Source organism: Laceyella sacchari, from assembly GCF_024927925.1.
Classification (GTDB): Bacteria; Bacillota; Bacilli; order Thermoactinomycetales; family Thermoactinomycetaceae; genus Laceyella; species Laceyella sacchari.
Genome location: NZ_CP103866.1, coordinates 513,892 through 535,685, shown reverse-complemented (window position 1 = coordinate 535,685; position 21,794 = coordinate 513,892). Strand labels below are relative to the sequence as shown.

The 21,794-nt window shown below is 49.1% G+C and carries 18 protein-coding genes; 6 read left to right on the top strand and 12 right to left on the bottom strand.

Features of this window, described 5'->3' with window-relative positions; all coding sequences use genetic code 11:
• Positions 1–139: 139 nt before the first annotated feature.
• Both NYR52_RS02850 and NYR52_RS02845 read left to right on the top strand, forming a co-directional pair.
• On the top strand, positions 140–1,207 hold the full coding sequence (locus tag NYR52_RS02850) for a M23 family metallopeptidase (protein WP_259436233.1): 1,068 nt from the start codon (positions 140–142) through the stop codon (positions 1,205–1,207).
• A gap of 303 nt (positions 1,208–1,510) precedes the next feature.
• A complete protein-coding gene (locus NYR52_RS02845) occupies positions 1,511–2,263 on the top strand; it encodes a MerR family transcriptional regulator (RefSeq protein WP_259436232.1) in 753 nt (250 codons plus the stop codon).
• A 51-nt stretch (positions 2,264–2,314) separates the two neighbouring features.
• On the opposite strand, the gene bcaP is transcribed toward NYR52_RS02845, so the two are convergent.
• Both bcaP and NYR52_RS02835 read right to left on the bottom strand, forming a co-directional pair.
• Positions 2,315–3,700, bottom strand: a complete 1,386-nt coding sequence (bcaP, locus tag NYR52_RS02840) for a branched-chain amino acid transporter BcaP (protein WP_510735781.1) — start codon at positions 3,698–3,700, stop codon at positions 2,315–2,317.
• Between the two features lie 158 nt (positions 3,701–3,858).
• A complete protein-coding gene (locus tag NYR52_RS02835; RefSeq protein WP_132219585.1) occupies positions 3,859–4,095 on the bottom strand; it encodes a glutaredoxin family protein in 237 nt (78 codons plus the stop codon).
• 159 nt (positions 4,096–4,254) lie between these two features.
• Here NYR52_RS02835 and NYR52_RS02830 point away from each other — a divergent pair, with 159 nt between their 5' ends.
• Positions 4,255–6,015 (top strand): UbiD family decarboxylase, encoded by a 1,761-nt coding sequence (locus NYR52_RS02830; protein WP_132219584.1) that lies wholly within the window; start codon positions 4,255–4,257, stop codon positions 6,013–6,015.
• A 45-nt stretch (positions 6,016–6,060) separates the two neighbouring features.
• Here the strand turns inward: NYR52_RS02830 and NYR52_RS02825 are convergent, their stop codons facing one another.
• Positions 6,061–6,441: a hypothetical protein gene (locus NYR52_RS02825; protein ID WP_132219583.1), complete on the bottom strand. Its 381-nt coding sequence runs from the start codon at positions 6,439–6,441 to the stop codon at positions 6,061–6,063.
• A gap of 408 nt (positions 6,442–6,849) precedes the next feature.
• On the opposite strand from NYR52_RS02825, the gene NYR52_RS02820 reads away from it, so the two are divergent.
• Positions 6,850–7,398: an excalibur calcium-binding domain-containing protein gene (locus NYR52_RS02820; protein ID WP_259436231.1), complete on the top strand. Its 549-nt coding sequence runs from the start codon at positions 6,850–6,852 to the stop codon at positions 7,396–7,398.
• Positions 7,399–7,461: 63 nt separating this feature from the next.
• On the opposite strand, the gene NYR52_RS02815 is transcribed toward NYR52_RS02820, so the two are convergent.
• Together NYR52_RS02815 and NYR52_RS16695 are read right to left on the bottom strand one after the other, a co-directional pair.
• On the bottom strand, positions 7,462–9,213 hold the full coding sequence (locus NYR52_RS02815; protein WP_102993755.1) for a GmrSD restriction endonuclease domain-containing protein: 1,752 nt from the start codon (positions 9,211–9,213) through the stop codon (positions 7,462–7,464).
• A 639-nt stretch (positions 9,214–9,852) separates the two neighbouring features.
• Positions 9,853–9,906 (bottom strand): DUF3709 domain-containing protein, encoded by a 54-nt coding sequence (locus NYR52_RS16695; protein WP_375163191.1) that lies wholly within the window; start codon positions 9,904–9,906, stop codon positions 9,853–9,855.
• Positions 9,907–9,985: 79 nt separating this feature from the next.
• Between NYR52_RS16695 and NYR52_RS02810 the strand changes: the two genes are divergently transcribed.
• Positions 9,986–12,007 carry a M4 family metallopeptidase gene (locus NYR52_RS02810; RefSeq protein ID WP_259436230.1) on the top strand — a complete coding sequence of 674 codons (2,022 nt, stop codon included), beginning with the start codon at positions 9,986–9,988 and terminating at the stop codon, positions 12,005–12,007.
• Between the two features lie 234 nt (positions 12,008–12,241).
• Here the strand turns inward: NYR52_RS02810 and NYR52_RS02805 are convergent, their stop codons facing one another.
• The 7 genes from NYR52_RS02805 to pdxK form a co-directional block, all read right to left on the bottom strand.
• Positions 12,242–13,030, bottom strand: a complete 789-nt coding sequence (locus NYR52_RS02805; RefSeq protein WP_132219580.1) for a TIGR00266 family protein — start codon at positions 13,028–13,030, stop codon at positions 12,242–12,244.
• Between the two features lie 194 nt (positions 13,031–13,224).
• The gene (locus NYR52_RS02800; protein WP_259436229.1) at positions 13,225–14,136 is read right to left on the bottom strand and encodes an ABC transporter permease; all 912 of its coding nucleotides are present in this window, start codon (positions 14,134–14,136) and stop codon (positions 13,225–13,227) included.
• A gap of 6 nt (positions 14,137–14,142) precedes the next feature.
• Positions 14,143–15,153: an ABC transporter permease gene (locus tag NYR52_RS02795; RefSeq protein ID WP_259436228.1), complete on the bottom strand. Its 1,011-nt coding sequence runs from the start codon at positions 15,151–15,153 to the stop codon at positions 14,143–14,145.
• 85 nt (positions 15,154–15,238) lie between these two features.
• The gene (locus NYR52_RS02790) at positions 15,239–16,855 is read right to left on the bottom strand and encodes an ABC transporter substrate-binding protein (protein ID WP_132219577.1); all 1,617 of its coding nucleotides are present in this window, start codon (positions 16,853–16,855) and stop codon (positions 15,239–15,241) included.
• Positions 16,856–16,947: 92 nt separating this feature from the next.
• The gene (locus NYR52_RS02785; RefSeq protein WP_132219576.1) at positions 16,948–17,919 is read right to left on the bottom strand and encodes an ABC transporter ATP-binding protein; all 972 of its coding nucleotides are present in this window, start codon (positions 17,917–17,919) and stop codon (positions 16,948–16,950) included.
• Positions 17,906–18,898, bottom strand: coding sequence for an ABC transporter ATP-binding protein (locus NYR52_RS02780; RefSeq protein WP_259436227.1), 993 nt, complete (start codon positions 18,896–18,898; stop codon positions 17,906–17,908). The genes NYR52_RS02785 and NYR52_RS02780 overlap by 14 nt, the downstream gene beginning before the upstream one ends.
• A 315-nt stretch (positions 18,899–19,213) precedes the next feature.
• Positions 19,214–20,026 carry a pyridoxine/pyridoxal/pyridoxamine kinase gene (gene pdxK, locus NYR52_RS02775; RefSeq protein WP_132219574.1) on the bottom strand — a complete coding sequence of 271 codons (813 nt, stop codon included), beginning with the start codon at positions 20,024–20,026 and terminating at the stop codon, positions 19,214–19,216.
• 206 nt (positions 20,027–20,232) lie between these two features.
• Here pdxK and NYR52_RS02770 point away from each other — a divergent pair, with 206 nt between their 5' ends.
• Positions 20,233–21,720: an FAD-dependent thymidylate synthase gene (locus NYR52_RS02770; RefSeq protein WP_259436226.1), complete on the top strand. Its 1,488-nt coding sequence runs from the start codon at positions 20,233–20,235 to the stop codon at positions 21,718–21,720.
• Positions 21,721–21,794 lie beyond the last annotated feature (74 nt).

The following is a 21,794-nucleotide window of genomic DNA, read 5'->3' as shown; positions in this document are numbered from 1 at the left end:
GTTGGTATGAAAAGCGGGTCCCACACCCATGATGGGGCCCGCTTCTTATTATGCAGAAAATCCTTGACCATCATCTTCCATCATGGAACGTCAGTGAAAAAGAAAAACTATCTTTAAAAACTGACCCGTGGTGATAAATATGAAGAAGCAATGGATGATTCTTCTCTGCGTGATTCTCATCGGTAGCGGAGTACCCGGGCTCGCCGCGGCCGCGTCACCAACGCCAAAGGTCGACCCGTCTGTGCAAGCGCGGGCAAAGGAACGGCAAATCTTATATGAAACGATGCAAACCTTGACCGGAGTCCCATGGCCTTATCTAGCCGCGATAGATCAATATGAACAAAACTTGCGCCAGGAGTCAAAAGATGCAGGCCCACCGCCACTCATCTCCATTCAAGTCCCCCCATCCACATGGGCTGGTATGATCAATCCTGACCAGGAAGATAAGCTGCCAGATTCGATTTCCTTCTTCGGAGGCATCGGCAAAGACGGTGATGGAGACGGCGTCGCGGATCGGCACAACCCGAATGACGTGTTGTACAGTGTCGCTTCCTACTTGGCGGAGAAAGGACACAAAGAAGAGCAAATCCGCGAACGGATCTGGGATTACTACCGCCATCCCACCACGGTGGATGTCATTACCCACATCGCTCGCATCTACAACAAGTTTCAAACCGTCCAACTCTATGATCGCTCTTTCCCCATCCCTCTGCGTTACAATTACACCTACCATAACACGTGGGGAGACCGTCGCGGCTGGGGTGGATTGCGCATTCATGAAGGCACGGATATTTTCGCCGATTATGGGACACCTGTGCTTAGCACCAGTTATGGTTATGTGGAATTGAAAGGATGGAACCGCTATGGCGGGTGGCGGATTGGCATCCGTGACATTTACAATCGTTATCATTACTTTGCTCATTTGAGCAGCTTCAATAAAGGCTTGAAAAAAGGAAGCATCGTCAAACCTGGGGATGTGATCGGCTATGTCGGTTCATCCGGCTACGGCCCTCCCGGCACCTCCGGAAAATTCCCTCCCCATCTGCATTACGGCATATACCGTTTCAATGGCCGCAACACTTATTCATTCGATCCTTATCCCCTCCTGCGCCGTTGGGAACGCGAAGCCTTCAAAAAGCGGAGGGAACGTAAAAAGCGACAAAGCCGCCAAACCTCTTCGACCACAACTTTGCAGTGGATCGATTAACTGTTACAGCAGCGGCTTCCCATGCATATCGGCTCCCATGTCGGGAGCCATTTTTTGACGAGCAAACTTTTCTTTTATTCATATCCTCCACAACGACGCTTCAACACATCATCAAAAAAAGCCAACCGCCTAAATCGCAGTTGGCCAATGTTCCGGGGTACTATATTATTCGTTCCGACCTCCCTATTTATGGTCCCGAACCAGCTAATTAGGTTTCTAGAAAACTTTTTTGCTCCAAATGGACCCATGCGTATTGACCCTCACCCAAGAGGAGCCTTTAGAATCGCAAGTGAGGTGGAACGCATGCAGTATACGGTAAAAGAGATTGCCCAATTGGCAAATGTGACGGTCAAAACGCTTCATCATTATCACAAAATCGGCCTGTTGATTCCGCGCAAAATAAGCGAATCCGGTTATCGCTTGTACGGGCAACAAGAACTGGAACGATTGCAACAAATCCTTTTTTACCGCGAGCTGGATTTCCCCCTCAAAGAAATCACTAAACTCTTGGCTGGTGAATCCGATCGGCTGTCCATTTTGCAGAACCAAAAACAATTGCTCATGGCGCGGTTGCGCCGATTGACGCGCTTGGTTCAGACATTGGACGAATCGATCGATCACGCCTTGAAAGGAGAACCCATGGAACAATCAGCGATGTTCAAAGGATTTCGAAGTGAAGAAGAGTGGGAGATGGCACTGGCGGAGCAAAACGAACATATCAAAAAAACGTATGATTACGATTTGCTGGCCAGCAAGCCGATCGAAGTGGAGGCAATGAACGAGATGGCGCTGGAGGCAAAGCACTTTATGAACAGCATGGCTTGTGCATTGAGAGAGGGGCGCAAATATGACGACAGCCAAGTGAAAAAGCTCATCCGCCAACACATCGACTTCTTGAATGACCACGGGACGGCCCTGACCGATGCCGACTTTGCGTCACAAGCTCGTTTTTTTGTGCAAGACGATTTCCATCGCCACATGCTGGAGGAAGTGCAAACCGGCCTTTCTTATTATCTCTGCTTTGCTGCCGAATCCTTTGCCTCTGATCAGCAATGAGCGAACCTATTGAAAAAAGCTGTTGCCCATCAAGGCAACAGCTTTTTTTCGTCACTTCTTCTTGTTCAACTCCGAGCTGCGGTATCCATACACGAAATAAATGATTAAGCCCACCAGCAACCAGAGCAAGAAACGCATCCATGAGGTGAACGGCAATTTAATCATCAAGAATCCGCAGAACAGAATGGCCAGAATCGGCACCAACGGCACCAATGGCGTTCGGAACGCCCGCGGCAAATCAGGTTGCGTCTTACGCAGGATCATCACGCAGATCGACACCAGCACAAACGCCGCCAATGTTCCCAAGTTCACCAACTCAGACAATTCCTTCAACGATACGAACCCACCCAAACATGCGGCAACCAAACCAAAAATCCACGTGTTGATAAATGGTGTGCGCGTTTTGATATTTACTTTGGAAAACACTTTGGGCAACAGGCCGTCACGGGACATGGAGTAACCGATCCGCACTTGTCCGTACAGCATCACCAACATCACTGTCAACATCCCCACAGTTGCCCCCACACTGACCAAGCCACGCAACCAGTCTTGCCCAGTCACTGAGATGGCGAAAGCAACAGGACTTTTCTCATGACCGGCAAATAGTTTGTATTCGACCAATCCCGTCATCACCATCGTGGTAACCACATACAAAATGGTACAGATGCCAAGCGACCACAAAATGCCTTTGGGCAAATCCTTTTGCGGATTTCGCGTTTCCTCTGCGGCCGTGCTAACGGCGTCAAACCCGAGGAAGGCGAAGAAAATGACGGCTGCCGCTTGAAATACCCCTTCAAATCCAAACGGCATGAACGGCGTCCAGTTGTCCGGTTTGACATAGAAGAAGCCGACCAAGATGAACAACATCACGACCAACAGCTTGAGAGCCACGATCAAGTTGTTTACCCACTTGGACTCCTTCACCCCGATCGATACCAACAACGTAATGAGCAAGACGATCAGGAATGCGGGAAGATTCATGATCCCGCCCTCAATGGGGGTCATCAACAGCGATTTTGGAATTTCGATGCCCAAGCCCAAGAGCAAGTCCGCAAAATAACCTGACCAACCAACCGACACGGAACTAACCGCTAACAAATATTCCAAGATCAAGTCCCAGCCGATAATCCAAGCCATGAATTCTCCAATGGTGACATAACTGTAAGTGTAAGCGGAACCAGATACGGGAACGATGGAGGCGAATTCAGCATACGTCAGCCCGGCGAACAGACAGGCCAGTCCGGCAATGATAAAGGAAAGAGTAAGTGCTGGACCCGCAGTCAACGAACCTAGACCCGTCAAAACGAAAATCCCTGTACCAATGATTGCACCAATGCCAAGCAGTGTGAGATCCCACGCCCCGAGCTCCCGTCGCAGTTGCGACCCTTTGCTCATCTCTAAGGCAAAATCCACACTCTTTTTGCGAAAGAGTTCCACAATGTTGCCCCCTTTTGAAATAATTAAAAAATTAAAATAATGCGGCAACTACATTTAATCCAATCATTTAGAATTGATGGATTGTTTATATATTATATATGAATCATGTATGAAAATAAATAATAAATCCTACCAATTCCGGTAGGATTCTTCAAAAGTTACTCATTTTCTTCTTTTAACGCTTTTAAAATGGCATCCGGTTGTAAGCCGTGAATAGCTTGCCCATTCACCACTGTGACCGGCACTCCCAAAAACCCCATTTGTTTCACTTCTTCCAGATATTGTGGATTTTCGCTACAATCTCTCGTTTCATAAGGAATTTGGTAATCATTTAAAAAACGCTTGAGGACATTGCACTCAATGCAATGCGGCCGCGAATACACAATCACTGCCATCTTCTGTTCACTCCTTTGCTTTTACTATACTATGTAATCTCCGTCCACTCTATATTTTTGCGCATCTTCTTCGGTATAATAGGCCTAAGCAACCATTTGGCAATAGGGATGGATACTCGGATGTGTTCATCTCTGCTGCCAATTTAGGAGAGATGTTTTGTGCACAAGAATTTACGCACGTTTATAGAGCAATTGCGCAATGAAAACGATATCGTAGAAATAGACGTTCCAGTTGATCCCCATCTAGAATTGGCAGAGATTCACCGGCGTGTCATCTCCGAGGAAGGCCCGGCGCTTCTTTTCACCAATGTAAAAGGAAGCGCCTTCCCTGTGGTTACCAATCTGTTCGGCACCTCCCGGCGGGTCGATCTCGCCTTTGGGCCGCGGCCGGAAACACTGATGCGACAAGCTGTGGACATGGTGCATAAACTGATGCCACCCACTCCGAAAGCAATCTGGGGAGAACGGCAGCTACTCATGGAGTTGCTCAAGGTTGGCTTAAAATCCGTCCCCGCCTCGCAAGCGCCGGTGTTGGAAATGCAACAGCCGCAACCGGACTTAACCCAACTCCCGGTGATCACTTCGTGGCAAGAAGACGGCGGGCCATTTGTCACCCTGCCTTTGGTCTATACGGAACATCCAGAAACCGGCCAGCACAACTTAGGCATGTACCGCATGCAAGTTTTTGACGCGAACACAACTGGCATGCACTGGCAAATCCACAAAGGGGGCGGGTTCCACCATTTCGCCGCGGAAGAGAAGAACCAAGCGCTCCCGGTACGCGTCCATCTCGGCGGCCCACCCGCTCTCATCGCGTCAGCCATCGCGCCGGCTCCCGAATTTTTGCCGGAACTCTTGCTTGCTTCCCTGATCATCGGCGAGAAGTTGCCTGTTGTCCGTCCCGCCGATGGCGGTTATCCGTATATCGCTGAAGCGGAGTTTGTCCTGTCGGGGCATGTGCCGCCTCATGTTCGTCGCTTAGAAGGGCCGTTTGGCGACCATTACGGCTATTATTCACTGGCCCATGATTTCCCCGTCTTCAACGTCGACAGCGTCCATCATCGCAAAGACGCAATTTATCCGGCGACCGTGGTCGGCAAACCGCGCCAAGAAGATTATTATATGGGGGAATTTTTGCAGCGTCTTCTATCACCAGCATTCCCGATGGTGATGCCTGGAGTGAAAGCATTGTGGACATACGCCGAAACCGGGTTCCACTCTCTGGCCGCGGCCGTCGTCAGAGAGAGCTACAGCCGGGAAGCGTTGGCAAACGCCTTCCGCATCTTGGGCGAAGGTCAATTGACCTTAACCAAATTCCTCATGCTGACAGATCGCCCTGTCTCATTGGAGAATTTCCCCGAGCTCATGGAAACGATACTGGAGCGGTTTGACCCGGCGTGTGACCTATTTATCTTCAGCAACACTTCTATGGACACACTGGATTATACGGGACGCCGCCTCAATCATGGTAGCAAAGCCGTAATGATTGGCACAGGCGAAACCAAACGCAACCTACCTGGCGAATTCCACGGTCCCGATATGCACGGGGTAAAGCAAGCCGCCGTCTACTGCCGTGGGGCGCTGGTGCTGGAAACCGATGCGTTTGTTGACGCGCCCGACTTGGCAGAGCACTTATTGGCGCATCATCGCGAAGAGTTAAAATCATGGCCCATGATCTTCCTGGTCGACGATATCTCAGCCGCCTCCGGCCAATCTGCATTCTTGTGGACGATCTTCACCCGCTTTGACCCAGCGCATGACATCTACGCGCAAGCGGAATGGTCGCGCCACCACGCTCGCTATCAATTCCCGATCATCGTCGATGCGCGGATGAAACCGGGCTATCCTGATGAGTTGGAAGTGGATCCGGCAATTAAGCAACTGGTTGACAAGCGCTGGAAAGAGTATTTCCGCTCATAAGACGAGAAAAGTCCCCCTGGTCCAAGGGGGACTTCACTTTTTGCGCTACTCTTTGATTCGGAACAAGGATATATCATTGGTCAAATTGGCTTCAAACTCGGCACGGCTCGGGTCGATGAAATCGATCTCCTTCACATGGTCAGCTGCCAACAAGTATCCTTCTATATCTTCAATTGCACCTTCTTTGATCTTCACGGACAATTGTTGCGCGATATAGCGAGCCAAGGAGCTGTCCGAACCTTCCCCGCCGATCTCCATGCCTGTCTCTTCTAAAAAGCCGGGATATCGCTTGCCTATCGCGATCGCGATCTGATATGCCGTAAACAGCGGCCGGCCGAAATGATGTGATTCTCCGCGATCATTCTCCACCGCTTGCAATACTTCCCTAATCTTGTCCTCCATCTCCCATTGATCCCACTTGCTCATGATGCCCTCTCCTTTTATGTATTTTTTAATATGATTTTATCAAGAAATAATTATGATTTATATAACAAAAATGACATAGTGTTGTAAGGTGGGGATGGATTGCTCCAAAACACCATTTTCTCATTCGCTTCACGCGGGTTAAGTACTCTTCGGGTACGGTTTTCCGCCGTTTTAATCTAACTTGTTTTACTAGATAGGCTCATTCTACGCAGTAACTAATGGATCAACCCTTAAAGTCTATATAATAGTTAATGACATTTTATAATATAAAATATTGAATTATTTTGATTTTAGTGGTAACCTCTCTATTACATGACATTTTAATATTAATCAAACTAAAAAGCATTTTATGTTCACTATGCAAACTGTTTGATGGTGAAACCAGTTAAATGCAAAGGAGGCAGTAGCATGTTTGTCATTTTCTTTATATTGATGCTTTTTGCCTTGGTCGGTATCATTTACCCAACACCGTTACATAAAAAAATCAAATTCAAGCAAATCGATTTAGGAAAACGTTTATGGAATGTTATCTTATTCATCCTCTGCCTCATTCTTCTCTCTATCTTTGCGCCCAATCAATCTCAGCCTGCTGAGGACACAGACAAAAAAGTCAAAGTGGAAACCGACAAAACCAATAAACAACCGAAACAACCAAGCACTGATCAGCAAAATAACGAGCAAGATGCTGACGAAAAAGCAAAAGCACAAGAAGAACAAAGCAAGAAAAACGCTGACGAGGCTACCAAAGATGACGAAGAAAAAAGCAGTGAATCCCAAAAATCCCAAACGACCACTGAGCCATCCAAACCCACTCCCAATGAGACCGACGAGTCTAGCAACGTCTATTACGCAAACTGCAAGGAAGCGCGCGCAGCAGGGGCTACACCGCTCTATAAAGGAGAACCCGGGTACGCCAGCAAACTCGACCGCGATGGGGATGGCGTCGCTTGTGAGTAGATCATTTCAAAAAAATCCCCCCAAGGATTATTCCATTGGGGGATTGTTCCTTTTTCCAGCCACTCAAAGCCGCAAAAAACCCTGTTTGATGACATGGGCCATTTTCTTTCTCCGTTCTTCCAAAAACCGCGAGTATTCAAGGCTGGTCCAATTGTCAGGAAGGGCGTGCATCTCCATCATCTCCGACAATTCAGCGGAAGGAAATCTGGAAGCATATTTGGGGAAATATTCCTCGGGAGACTCATCAGATATTCTGACGTTATCTCCCCATTCAACTAATGCGAAATTAGCCACTTGGTTGATTAGCTTGCTTTCATTGATACCAATGGACTTCAAGTATTTTTTAGGAAATAAATGATGAATCTCAATCGCATTCCGGTTGGCATGGAGCATTGGATCGAGCAACTCAGACACTTTCATGCTGGAAAACAGCACGTTGGCGCCAAGAATATTTAAAGCTGCATAGTAAGCGTGCAACGCCGGATTTCTCGAGGTGGAAGATTCAAGTTTATTAACCAAGGTGATAGCCCAAAAATCATTGGTCAATGAATCATTAATGATTTTTTCCAATGTCCCCACAAACTCATCTTGATTCCTAACCCCGCGCAACCGTGCCAAATCGGCTTCCATCACCGTTTCCGGGGAACTGGTGTACCGGCCTGTCAGCACCAGCATAAAGTACCATTTGGCGATGAGTTGTCGTAGCCGATAAGCGTCTACGCGAAAATCTTCTTTCCCAATTAAATACATGATATAGGCATAAATAATATTGATCTTCGAACTAACCATCGCCTTACTTCTGAAACCAGCCTTAATCAAGGCTTTTAAGAAATCATGCCAATTTTGCATGTTGAGCGCGCTGGCTTGCGCATGTTTCAACACTTCAAATTGCTGATCTCTCCTATCCGGAGACACCTCACCTGTTTCCAAGTCCTTCCCGCGCAAAATGGAGTAGACGTTTTTCAGACGGGCCCTTTTAAATCCAAGACCCACTGCCACGCGCAACATTTGGTCTGGATCAGGGTGAATGAAGTGGTTAAACGCACTCGCCCGCTCCCCACCCGCTTGACGCGAATCCCTAGCGAAAGCCTCCAATTCTTTCCTTCCTTGATCCCAAAACACAGATAACAAGGTCAAAATGAAATCAGACTGATTCAATTTCTTTCCTTGACTGTTGATACGCACGAAAATATCGGATACCTGCTCCTCATCCACGGTGGAAGATATCTCCATCGCGGTAAATTGATATTCTTGCAATTTGTACAGGCGATCGATATTTTCACTGATCACGTTCACTTCTTCATCGGTAACGTCTCGGTGGTTACACAAATTCTCAATGAATTGGCGAATGAATCGAAAACTGGATGCACCTTGTTTCCAAAGCTCTGAGATATCGTAAATATACTCAGGATCGCGCTCAATCGCCGCATCTGCCACATCAAATTGGCCATCGATGGGGCGAAAAGAAATCTTTATGGAGGTCTCCTTAAAATCCTTATTTAACACCCTGCGCCCTTTTAGCACCGCATACAGGGAGGTGAGCCGTTGCTGACCATCCACGATTAACAACCTCGGCACCTTGGCTTGTTTCTGTTCTACACCAATCTGTTTGGTATCAGTCAGATGCTCGTTGGCCCAGAACAAAAAGTAGCCAACGGGAAAGCCTCGGTACATGGAATCAAACAAATCTCTCACTTTGGCCGCTGGCCACACAAACGGCCGTTGCAAATCAGGCAAAGCAATATCTCCATGCTCAATATCATGCAGGAGCTTGGATAGACTGTAATCCACTCTCTTATACAGCATTGTGCTCATCCTTGTTCCATCCCCTTTCCATCCATTCAATAAAACAGATCGTTTGCGACATGAGAGTGTAGCAACAAACCACTTGGAAGTAACTGACTCAAGCAGATTATGAAATCATTTGAGTTACTAGCATGAATTAAGTAACTAGAAACAAATCCATGTATGTATAAGCAGAATAAGTAGAAAAGGATGAAATCCCTTTCCACATTCTTTTTTTGCTAGTTTTTTCTCAATCGTTTTGACTTCTTCTACTTTAATTGTTTTAAGAAAAATTTTCTAGGTTTTGAATCCACTTTAGTAAAAGGATTATGGCAAAGGGAATCTCTCCTTTCAAAATTCAAAATCTACTATTACTATAATATGTTAATATTTATTATTTTATTTGTTTTCTAATTAAATTCTAACTCATACCACGTATAATTGAACAGGAAATTTTCTTATTAACAAAGCAAAAAAACTTATCCTCTCTCCCCACTACTTTAACCAAATATGTTTAAAGCAAAATCTACATTAATCGCTTATTTATGATCATTAATTCACATTGGCATGATTCATACAAATACCGTCAATGTCTCTCCTCCTCCATCCCTCCACCACAAACTGGATTAAAACCCCATTTACATCCCCTTTTTTTTCCTTACGAGTTAATTAATTTATTAAAATTTTGCATTGATATTTACTTCTACACACACATTGTCTTATTATTCATTTTGTAAATCTAATTATTATAATTTGACACATAATTGGATTTCTTAATCTTCCGCAAAAGGAGTTGAAAGGGATGGGAGCTAAGAAATTTACTGCTTTCGCAGTGGTTTCGACCATGGTGTTTACTCTGGCTACCGCCAATGTGTACGCAGCGCCAGGGGAACAACCGACAAAGGCGAAGAAAATGGCCGTGTTGGAGAAATTATCAAAACAATCCAAAGGGAAAGAAAAAGTCACATGGAACAAGAAAAAAGGGGTTCCCACGTTTGTGACAGGCAAGCTTTCGGATAAAAAGGCCAAAACTCCGGCTGATGTGAAGAAGATCGTGGAGGAGAACAAAGCGCTCTTCAACATGGATTCTGCTTCTTCCGAACTGTCCCTTATTTCGCAAGAGAAAGATGCCTTGGGATTCACGATGTATAAATACCAACAAGTATATCAAGGAGTGCCGGTATTTGGCAACGAACTGATCGTCCATACTGACAAAAACGGCACTACTACTTCCATCAACGGTTATTATGATCCCGAGGTAAAAAACTCCGGGCTAAATACCAAAGCGACGCTGTCATTGGCGCAAGCACTCAACAAAGCGAAGGCGTCCGAGGGCGTAGCCAATGTAAGCAAATTCGACATCCAAAAAGGCAAATTGCATGTATATGAAACCCAAAAAGGCGACTACCACTTGGTTTATGTGATCACACTGTCCACTCTGGAAGGCAAACAGCCCGTCTATGCCGATGTATTTGTGGATGCGCACAATGGTTCGATCTTGCACAAAATCGATAAAGTAAATCATGCAGCGGCCACTGGCACAGGCACGGGCGTGCTTGGCGACACGAAGACGCTAAACACCGATTCTTACAGCGGTGGCTACTATCTGCGCGACATCACCAAACCAATGTATTCCACTGGCGGCAAAATTGAAACCTACACTGCCAACTATGGCACAGCCTTGCCAGGCACGCTGTTAACTGACGCCGACAATGTGTGGACTGACCGCGCAGCTGTGGACGCCCACTACTATGCCGGCAAAACCTACGACTTCTACTACAACAAGCTGGGACGTAACTCCTTTGACAATAGAGGAGCCACTTTGAAGTCCACCGTTCATTACAGCAGAAATTACAATAACGCCTTCTGGAACGGAACACAAATGGTCTATGGGGATGGAGACGGCAGTCAGTTCACCTCGTTGTCTGGTGCGCTGGACGTGGTGGCCCATGAGATCACCCACGCTGTCACCGAGCGTACAGCTGGTCTGGTTTACGAAAATCAACCTGGTGCATTGAATGAGTCCTTCTCTGATGTGCTCGGCAACTTGGTGGAAAACAAAAACGACCCGAAATGGCTCCTCGGTGAAGACGTCACCACGCCTGGCATCGCCGGCGACGCATTGCGTTCGATGTCCAATCCGAACGAGTATGGCCAACCGGGTCACATGAATGAATACCAAAACCTGCCCAACACCAGAGAAGGAGACTGGGGCGGCGTTCACATCAACTCCGGTATTCCGAACAAAGCATTCTACAACTTCGTCACCACACCTGGCATCACCAAAGACAACGCCGGCAAGATCTGGTACCGTGCGCTGACGCAATACCTGACTTCCTACTCCCAATTCATTGACGCGCGCAATGCCACCATCCAAGCGGCTACCGATCTGTTTGGCGCCAACTCGCTGGAAGCGACTGCCGTAGCCAATGCTTGGGCCAGCGTAGGCGTAGGCTCCAGCGGAAACAACGGCGGCAGCGGCGATGCTTACGAACCAAACGACAGCATGTCCGCAGCCAAAGCCATGATCTCCGGTACTACCTACAATGGTCTGATCAGTAGCCCCACCGATGTGGACTGGTTCAAATTTACGCCCAGCAAATCAACCTACCTTTCGCTCAGTTTGACCAATCTTCCAGCAGACTACGACCTGTATCTGTACAACTCGTCTGGCACTTTGTTGGCTAGATCGGAATACGCCGGCACCTCTTCGGAATCAATAGCGGGCACCATCCAAGGCGGAGCTACCTATTATGTGAAAGTGGTCGGCTACAACGGCGCCATGAGCACAACCAAACCCTACGCGCTAAAAGCAACTTATTAAGCAACACCTCGGCATCATCTTTCATTTGACTTGGGTGTGTCTGGCAAATCAAGTTGAAACTGGCCTGATCATCAGACACGCCCTAAACGATAAAGACTTGCCTTCCCCAAACAGGGAGAGAGCAAGTCTTTTTTTGCACAAAAGAAGCGAGAGCGCCTCGTTGGGAAGCGCACGCTTCTTCCAAATCATCCTTGTTCCAGCAGCCTCCGCTTCAAAGTTCGCCGCACAGTCCATTTAATCCCCGTCAAAAAAATCTCCCAAGCTCCCCAAAATGCTCCCTTCTTCTTTGCGTCCGACGGCCGGTGCCGCGGCAAAGATCCGACTGGCCAAGCGGCTGAACGGCAGACTTTGGATCCAGACTTTCCCCGGCCCTCGCAAGGTGGTAAAGAAGAGACCCTCTCCCCCGAACAAAGCTGTTTTGATCCCGCCGACGAATTGGATGTCGTATTGGATCGAGGCAGTCATCGCCACCAGACACCCGGTATCGAGCCGAATCATCTCCCCTTCGCTCAACGCTTTTTCAACGATGGTACCGCCCGCATGGACAAAAGCCAGTCCGTCTCCCTCCAGTTTTTGCATGATAAAGCCTTCGCCACCGAAGAAGCCAGCCCCGATCTTGCGTTGCAACTCAATGCCTATCGACACACCTTTGGCAGCGCAGAGAAAAGAGTCTTTTTGACAAATGATCTTCCCATTGTATTGTTTCAAATCAAGCGGGATGATTTTGCCTGGATAAGGCGCTGCGAACGAAACGTTTTTGCGCGTGGAGCCTTCATTGGTAAACACGGTCATAAACAGGCTTTCACCGGTAATGAGGCGTTTTCCCGCACTGAACAGTTTGCCCATTAATCCCTTGCTCTCTTTGCTGCCGTCACCAAAGATGGTTTCCATCTGAATGGTGTCGTCCATCATCAATAGGCTACCCGCTTCTGCAATCACGCTTTCCCGGGGGTCGAGCTCAATCTCCACCAATTGCATGTCATCGCCGTAAATGCGAAAATCGATTTCGTGTGCAGATGCCATCTGATCCGCTCCTCTGTTGTCATTGTAGTGTGTCAGCCACACCGTTCTTTTTGCTCATTTCTCTTTCTTATGTTCCCGCAATTGGTATCAACTTATCACTTTTGCAAAAAAAGATCCGGCGAAAATGCCAGATCTGCGAGCTTGTCTGCTGATATAAAGATTCGACTGGTGCCAATCCTTTCTCACACGGTAAGTTATTGTTTCATACGCGGGTCAAAAATGTCCCGCAATCCGTCGCCAAGCAGATTGAAGCCCAAGACAGTAATCATGATGGCCACGCCAGGAAACACCATTGTCCAAGGAGCCAATTGCAGATAGTCACGAGCGTCCGACAGCATGGTCCCCCACTCTGGATCAGGCGGTTGCGCCCCCAAGCCCAAGAAGCCGAGGGCGGCCACCTCAATTACCGCAGTCGCAAAGCTTAAGGTGCCTTGCACCATGATCGGCGTCCAACAGTTGGGCAGGATGTGATGCCAGAGAATCCGGCTGTTATTCATCCCGATCGCCCGCGCAGCCAAGACGAAGTCTTCTGCTTTCACACTGAGCACGCGCGATCGCATCAACCGACCAAACGTGGGAATATTAATGATCGCGATGGCAATCAGGGCGTTATTCAGACCCGGACCCAACATAGCCACAATCGCAATGGCCAACAAAATGCTGGGAAAGGCCAGCATGATGTCAAACAGGCGAGAAATCAACGTGTCTTGCCATTTCCCGTAATAACCAGCAAGCAAGCCAAGCAGGCTACCCACCACAATAGAACCAGCAATGCTGATAAAGCCCACCCATAAAGAGATGCGGGAACCGTACACGATCCGTGTGAAAATGTCCCGGCCAAGGTCGTCCGTGCCAAACCAATGCTCAGCCGATGGAGCGGCCAAGGCATCCGGGCTCGGTTCTGTGTAGTTATAGGGTGTGATAACCGGGGCCAAGATTGCCAAAATGATAAAGATCAGCACTAACACACTGCCGATGACGGCCGAACGGTGCCGTAAGAACGCGCGCGCAAAATCACGCGCCGGATTGTCCGGTTGGGTGGAGTGGGACACGGCGCCTGCTTCGGCAAGATTGGTCACTGGTGGTTGAACGTTGTCAGTTTGCATCCTGCCTCACTCCTTTCCATATTGGATGCGCGGATCGATCCAGGCGTACAGTAAGTCGACAATGAGATTGATTATGACGAAAATGAAAGCCAGCACGAGAATGCCGGATTGGATGACCGGATAGTCGCGTGAATTGATCGCGTCATAAATATATCGCCCAACCCCAGGCCAGCTGAAAATGGTTTCCGTCAAGACCGCCCCGCCGAGCAGCAAGCCCAGTTGCAAACCGACCACCGTCAAAATGGGGATCATGGCGTTTTTCAGCGTATGTTTATAAATAACCAAAAACTCGGATATCCCCTTGGCTCTAGCTGTGCGGACATAATCTGAGCGCATCACTTCTAACATGCTGGACCGGGTCATACGGGCAATGATCGCCATTGGAATTGTTCCAAGTGCGATCGCTGGCAACAAAATATGCTTTAACACATCCCACAACATGGCCATATCGCCAAACAGCAGAGCGTCAATGATGTAGAAGTACGTGATTGGCTCGTATTCCATCCGCGGGTCTAACCGCCCGTTGGAAGGAAACCATCCCAGCTCTTGCGCAAACAGCCATTGCTCCATCAAACCAAGCCAGAAGATGGGGATAGACACACCGATAAGGGCAATGAACATCGAGCCGTAATCGAGCCAAGAGTTTTGGCGCCATGCCGATAAAATGCCGAGATTGATACCAAAAAAGAGGGCGATGGCGATAGCGACAAAGGACAATTCCGCGGTTGCCGCCAAGAAGGGACCAATCTCTTCCGAGATTTTGGTCTTATTGACCAACGATGTCCCCAGATCTCCTTGCAACAATGCTTGCAAATATTTGAAATACTGGATATAGACCGGTTGATCCAAACCCAGATTTTGCCTGATCTCTTGCAGTTGCTCCGGTGTGGCTTTGTCACCTGCGATGGTCTTGGCCGGATCTCCCGGTATGGCGTGGACGACCGCAAACACAATCAGCGACATGCCTAGCAGCACCGGAATCAACATCAATAACCGTCGTGCAGTATATGCCAGCATTTGATTTCACCACCTCATCCCTATCGATCATCATGGATGCAGAAAGGGTCCACCACCGCCTAAGCCATGGTGGGCCCTCCGCCACTTATTGCGCGAAGTCGACTTTTTCCAAAAACAGCTCCGTCGTGGGGTGCGTTTTGAATCCGATCACTTCTTTTTTAGCCGCATAGGGGACGGTGGCATGGGCAATCGGCACCCATGGCGCGTCTCGCTTAATGATTTCCTGCGCTTTCATGTACAGTTCTGCCCGTTGCTTTTCATCGCTCAACTCTTGCGCTCTAATGAGCAGGTCGTGCAATTCATCATTTTTGTAGAGGGCGATATTCGCAGCGTCCGGCATACGGGTGTTATCCTTGTCTAAGAGTACGTACAGGAAGTTGTCTGGATCACCGTTGTCCCCGTTCCAGCCGAACAAGGCCATCTGGTGCTCGCCTTTACCCGTTTTGTCCAAGTAGATTTGCCAGTCATGAGTAACGATTTTCGCCTTTACCCCGATTTTGGCCAGATCGGCTTGGATGTACTCGGCGATCTTCTTGCCGTCCGGCATATAAGGCCGGGGAGCAGTCATCGCGAAGAATTCCACTTCCAATCCGTCAGCATAACCCGCTTCCGCAAGCAATTGTTTCGCTTTGTCCAGATTAAATTCATAATCTTTCACATTTTTGTTGTAACCCAACATAAATTCCGGCATGGGGTTGATCGCTGGTTTGGCCAATCCAGAGTAGAAATTTTTAATCAACGCTTCTTTGTTGACCGCATGGTTGAACGCTTGACGCACTTTGGGATTGTCAAACGGTTTCTTTTCCGTGTTGAAAGCAAGATAACCCACGTTCATACCTACTTGTTTGAAGACCTGCAATTTGCTGTCTTTCTCTGCCGGGGCGACATCGGTCGGATTCAATCCGTCAATGATATCCACATCCCCCGACTTGAGCGCAGTGAAGCGTGCGGAGTTATCGGGAATCACTTTGAAAATAACTTTGTCTAGTTTGGGCTCCCCTTTTCTCCAGAAATTCTCATTTTTCACCAGGGTGATCGTGTCATTTTTCTTCCATTCTTTCAGCTTGAACGGCCCCGATCCCACTGGGTTACGCGTAAATGCGATCGGATCTTTTTTCACCGCGGTGGGTGAGGCGATTCCAAACGCAGACATTGCCAAGTTTTGCAAAAATGGTGCCTGTGGGCTGGTCAATTCAAACTTGACCGTAAATTCATCAACAGCGGTAACGCTTTTGATTTTATGTCCCGGATCCCCTTTATAGCCTCCAAACATGTATGCGTAGTAAGGGAAGTCTCCTCCTTTGTGCTGGGGATGGTTCTTGTCAGCCCACCGCTCGAAGTTAAACACCACGGCTTCGGCGTTAAATGGGGTTCCATCATGAAACTTCACGTCTTTGCGCAATTTGAAGGTCCATACTTTGGCATCTTCGCTGGCTTCCCAGCTTTCAGCCAAACCGGGTACCACATCTGTGTTGCCCTCGGCATACTCAACCAAATTGTCAAAGATCTGGTCTGTCACCTTGGTGGACTCCCCATCGGTGACGAGGCTTGGATCAAGCAACTTGGCGTCTTCCCCGCGCCCGTAAATCAATGTTTTGTCATTCTTGCCATTGCCCGCGCTTTTCTTCTCCACACAACCAACCAAAACAGATGAAAAAATGAAGATTGCTATGAGTGATACCATCCATAATCGTTTTTTCATTCCCTTTCCTCCTTTTCACGGATCTTAAATCAAAACCTGCTTCGGTGTTGCTTGGCCCTCACCCCCTTTGGTGAGAAAACCGAGAGTGTCACTCATGCCTTTGTGTTATGCAAATGGCAAGCCACAAAATGACCACCACCGGCATCATCAAAGATAGGACGTGTTTCTTTGCACACATCCATCACATGGGGGCAACGTGGATGAAAAGCACATCCTTTCGGTGGGTTATCTGGGCTTGGCACGTCTCCGGACAAGATGATGCGTTCTTTTTTGGCATCGGGATCGGGCACCGGCACAGCAGACAGGAGTGCTTCCGTGTAGGGGTGAAGTGGCTTTTTATACAGCTCATCGCGGGGAGCCAGCTCGACCAAGCGACCCAAGTACATCACGCCAACCCGATCACTGATGTGCTTGACCACGCTGAGATCGTGTGCAATGAAGATGTATGTCAGCTCAAATTGCTCCTGTAAATCCATCATCAAGTTCAGCACTTGGGATTGGATGGAAACGTCCAGTGCTGACACCGGTTCATCCGCAATAATCAGCTTAGGACGGGTAGAAAGGGCGCGAGCAATCCCGATCCGTTGCCGTTGGCCGCCGCTAAATTGGTGCGGATACCTGCCTGCGTGGCTCTCATTCATCCCGACGACATGAAGCAATTCCCGCACTTTCTCTTTGCGCTCCTGTGCGTCACCCAAACCATGAACGATCAACGGCTCTTCGAGAATAGTGGATATTTTTTGGCGTGGATTGAGCGATGCGAAGGGATCTTGAAACACCATCTGCAAGTCCCGCCGTACCTGCCTCAATTCTTCTGCCTTGAGCTGAAACAGTTTCTTACCGGCAAACTCCACTTCCCCCGCTGTCGGCTCATACAAGCGCATGATGGTGCGACCCGTTGTTGATTTGCCGCAACCACTTTCTCCGACGAGCCCCAGCGTTTCTCCGGGTTCCACAGAGAAGCTCACGTCATCGACGGCTACCACTTCTCCCACTTTTCTGCCCAACACCCCGCCGTAGATGGGAAACGTTTTCTTCAGATTGCGCACATCAATCAGTGCCATGATGCGATTCCTCCTTCTGATGCAAAAAACAACGGCTTACATGCCCTTGTTCCACCGGCGCCAAAGGCGGCACTGCCTGCCTACATACATCCATCACCTGCGTGCACCGTGGAGCGAACCGGCATCCCGCCGGCATCTGATACGGATTGGGCACTTGCCCCGGAATGGCATACAACCGTTCCTTTTGCTCATCCAATTTGGGAATCGATTGCAACAACCCTTGAGTGTAAGGGTGTCGAGGCTGTCTGAACAAGCGGTATCGGTCGGTTTCCTCCACTACTTGCCCGGCGTACATGACTACAATCCGGTCGCACATCTCGGCGACGACACCAAGGTCGTGCGTGATCAAAAGGATCGCCGTGCCAAACTCTTCGTTCAAGCGTTGCATCAACTCAAGAATCTGTGCTTGAATGGTGACATCCAGTGCGGTCGTCGGCTCATCGGCAATCAACAGGCGAGGGTTCAAAATCATGGCCATGGCGATCATAACCCGTTGTCTCATCCCACCGGACAGCTGATGCGGATACTCATCCAAAACGCCTTTCCGGGCTATTCCGACTTTTTCCAGCATCTCCCGTGCCAACTCCCGTGCTTCGGCCTTGCTACACGACCGGTGAGCACGAACCGCTTCAATCAATTGGTTGCCGATGGTAAACAGTGGATTGAGCGAGGTCATCGGCTCTTGAAAGATCATGGCCATGTCTTTGCCGCGAATCTGCCGCAGTTCCCGCTGACTCGCTTTAGTCAGGTCGGTGCCTTGAAACCGGATCGATCCGTCCACGATCTTGCCAGGAGGTTGGGGCACCAAGCCCATCACGGCCAAAGACGTCACGCTCTTGCCGCAGCCGGACTCACCGACCAAGCCCACGATCTCCCCTTCGCGAATGGTGAGATCCAGCCCATCCACCGCTTTCACCACACCTTTATCTGTAAAAAAATGCAACTTCAAGTGCTGAATCTCCAACACAGGTTGGGTCATTGGATCACCTCAGGGATACACCGTAGTGTGTGAATTGGGAATGTACAGAATGATTATCTGTTTTTTATTAGATTAAAAATATTTTTAACTCAATATATTCTACCAATTCGTAAGTTAATCCTTCAACATTTAATTTATATATCCCAAAACTAAGCATTTTTGATTTACCAGATTTCGGTTGTCGATCAGAGTAAGTTTTTTTCTCTGCGCGCGTATAAAGCCGCTTCGTCCTCGGCACTTTGTTCCTCACCCGTACGCCGCAATAAAAAACGCCCCTTGTGCGAAGGAGCGTGGTTATCTATGTCATAATGTGACTTAGTTTTTCCCATATATCCGTTGTGCCGCATGCAGGGTGGGACCAACATACTGGTTCAGCGGGAATGAATGACGAATCGCCTCGGTGATGAAAGCTTTGGCCGTCTCAATTGCTTCCCTTACCGGCCGACCCTTGGCCAATTCCGCAGCGATGGCCGCTGAGTACGTGCATCCGGCCCCGTGCGTGTAGGTGGTTTCAATCCGTTCGCTTTCCATCACTTCAAACGACTTCCCGTCATACAGGACATCGACTGCCGCTTCATGTTGCAATTTGCCGCCGCCTTTGACCACGACGATTTGTGCCCCCAAGCCATGGATTATGCCGGCAGCTTCTTTCATTTGTTCAACCGTGGTGATCGGACCAAGCTTGCTCAATTGTCCGGCTTCAAAGAGGTTGGGTGTAACCACAGTCGCCTTGGGCACTAGCACTTCGCGCAAAGCGTCTGCCAGTTCGGGGTGCAATACCTCATCCGTGCCTTTGCAAACCATGACCGGATCGATCACGGCTGGCACGCCCGCTTTGTCAATCGTATCGGCCGCCAGCTCAATCAATTCCACTGAGCCGAGCATACCTGTTTTCAAGGCATGAATGCCAATGCCGTCCACTATCGTTTTCAATTGTTCACGAACGACATTCATGTCTACGGGGAATACCAAGTGATTCCAGCGATTGTCCGGGTCCATGGCCACGATGGTGGTCAAAGCGGTCATACCGTACACACAAAGCTCCTGGAATGTTTTCAAATCGGCCTGGATGCCCGCTCCCCCGCTGCTGTCGGATCCGGCTATGGTTAAAGCTTTATATATTGCCATAAAAAATCCCCCCATCGCATACTTCTAGCAAATATTACTCTACGATTCATCATACCTTAATGTGCCAAGGGGAGAAACCCCTTCCCTCTCCAACCACAGTTTGCCCACGGCCTCCCTACACTGGATGAACATGGTTGCAATCCCCATGCCTACAGGCGGACAAATTTTGTTAGAATGGAATGATGAATGCAGGAGGGATGAATGAGATGAACACTGAGCACAAGGTTGATCTAACCCGTTATGTGTCCAATTTGGACCGGAATGTCTACACCATTTTCAACTTGCCGGAAGAAGTGATTGCGGTAATCTTCGCCTATGTGAGCCGCAGTTCGCTCAGTTTTCGCGACAATCTGGCGAAGTTGCTTGCCGACGACGAGCTGGCGGTAAACGAACAAAGCGGCGGACTGGCCACCTCTTATTCAGAAAAAGCGGCGCGCTTCCATGAAAAATGGGTGGTTGGCTATGGGCATTCCAGCGTCGCCGAACATGCTATCGCCCATATCGGCATCGAGAAAATCAGCCGCCTCGCTTCCGCCGAACTGGAACTAGCCAATTCATTCAACAGCTTCACAGAGTACAGCCAGCGGTACCAGCGGCCTGCGCGCGGGGACATTTACATCCCTGAAGAGCTGGAACAACAACCGGAATTGAAGGCCGACTACTTGGCGCTACAAGACAAAGCGTACGATACATACGAAGCGTTGATGGCGGGTCTCATTCCTTACCTCAAGCAAGCTATTCCACAAAATGAAGGGGAATCGCCTCGCGCTTACCAATCAAGAGTGGAAAAAATCGCGTTTGAAGATGCCCGCTACGTGCTCACTCTGGCTACGCTGACCAACTTGGGCATGACTGGGAACGGCCGCGCACTGCGCGACACACTGGTCGCCCTCTTAACTAGCGAACAGGCCGAATCCCGGCAGTTGGCGCGTGACATGGAACGGGAGATTAGCCAAGTGATCCCCACCTTGCTCAAATACGTTGAACCCAACGCCTATGTGGCCGAAGCGCGGCGCAAGCTAAGCGATCGGTTCGGCACAATCCAGCCAACCACCCAGACCATCAAGGGCCCCCACGCACGGTTCACCCGCTTGCCGGAATACCGCGACGCCCTGACCCTGTTGGCCACCCAGATGCTGGTCACTTACGCCGGCCTCTCTTACGATGCGGCGAAATCCCACGCTGAAACCTTGCCGCTCGTCGAGCTGGAACAGCTGGCCCAAGACGCTTTGTCGGACTTGCGCTTCTTTGACAATCCGCTTCCGGAACTGCAACATCTCCATTACCAAATGGAGTTGGTCATCTCGGAAGCCAATTGGCATCAACTGTTGCGACACAACCGACGTGCTCACTTCAGCTTTGGCCAACCGACCGTCCACCTCGGTTATACAACTCCGCCACATGTGGAAGCCGCCGGACTGGCCGAACGGTATCAGTCTTTTATTGACGAAGCCGAAGCAGTGGTGCGGAAATTGGCAGATTGGAACCCTTCCATCGCCCAATACGCAGTGACCAACGCCCATCATCGCCAGGTCACGATAACGGCCAGCTTATGGGAACTATACCATCTGATCAATCTGCGCACCTCACCCGAAGCACAATGGGATATTCGCGACACGTTTCAACAACTGCATGAACAACTGCAAGCAGCACACCCGGCATTAGCGAGATACGCCAAACGTCGACTGGGCTGATCCGAAGGGCTCCCTCGAAAGGGGAAGCCCTTTTTTCTCATGCCATGCGTCTCTTTTTACGCAGATTCGATGTA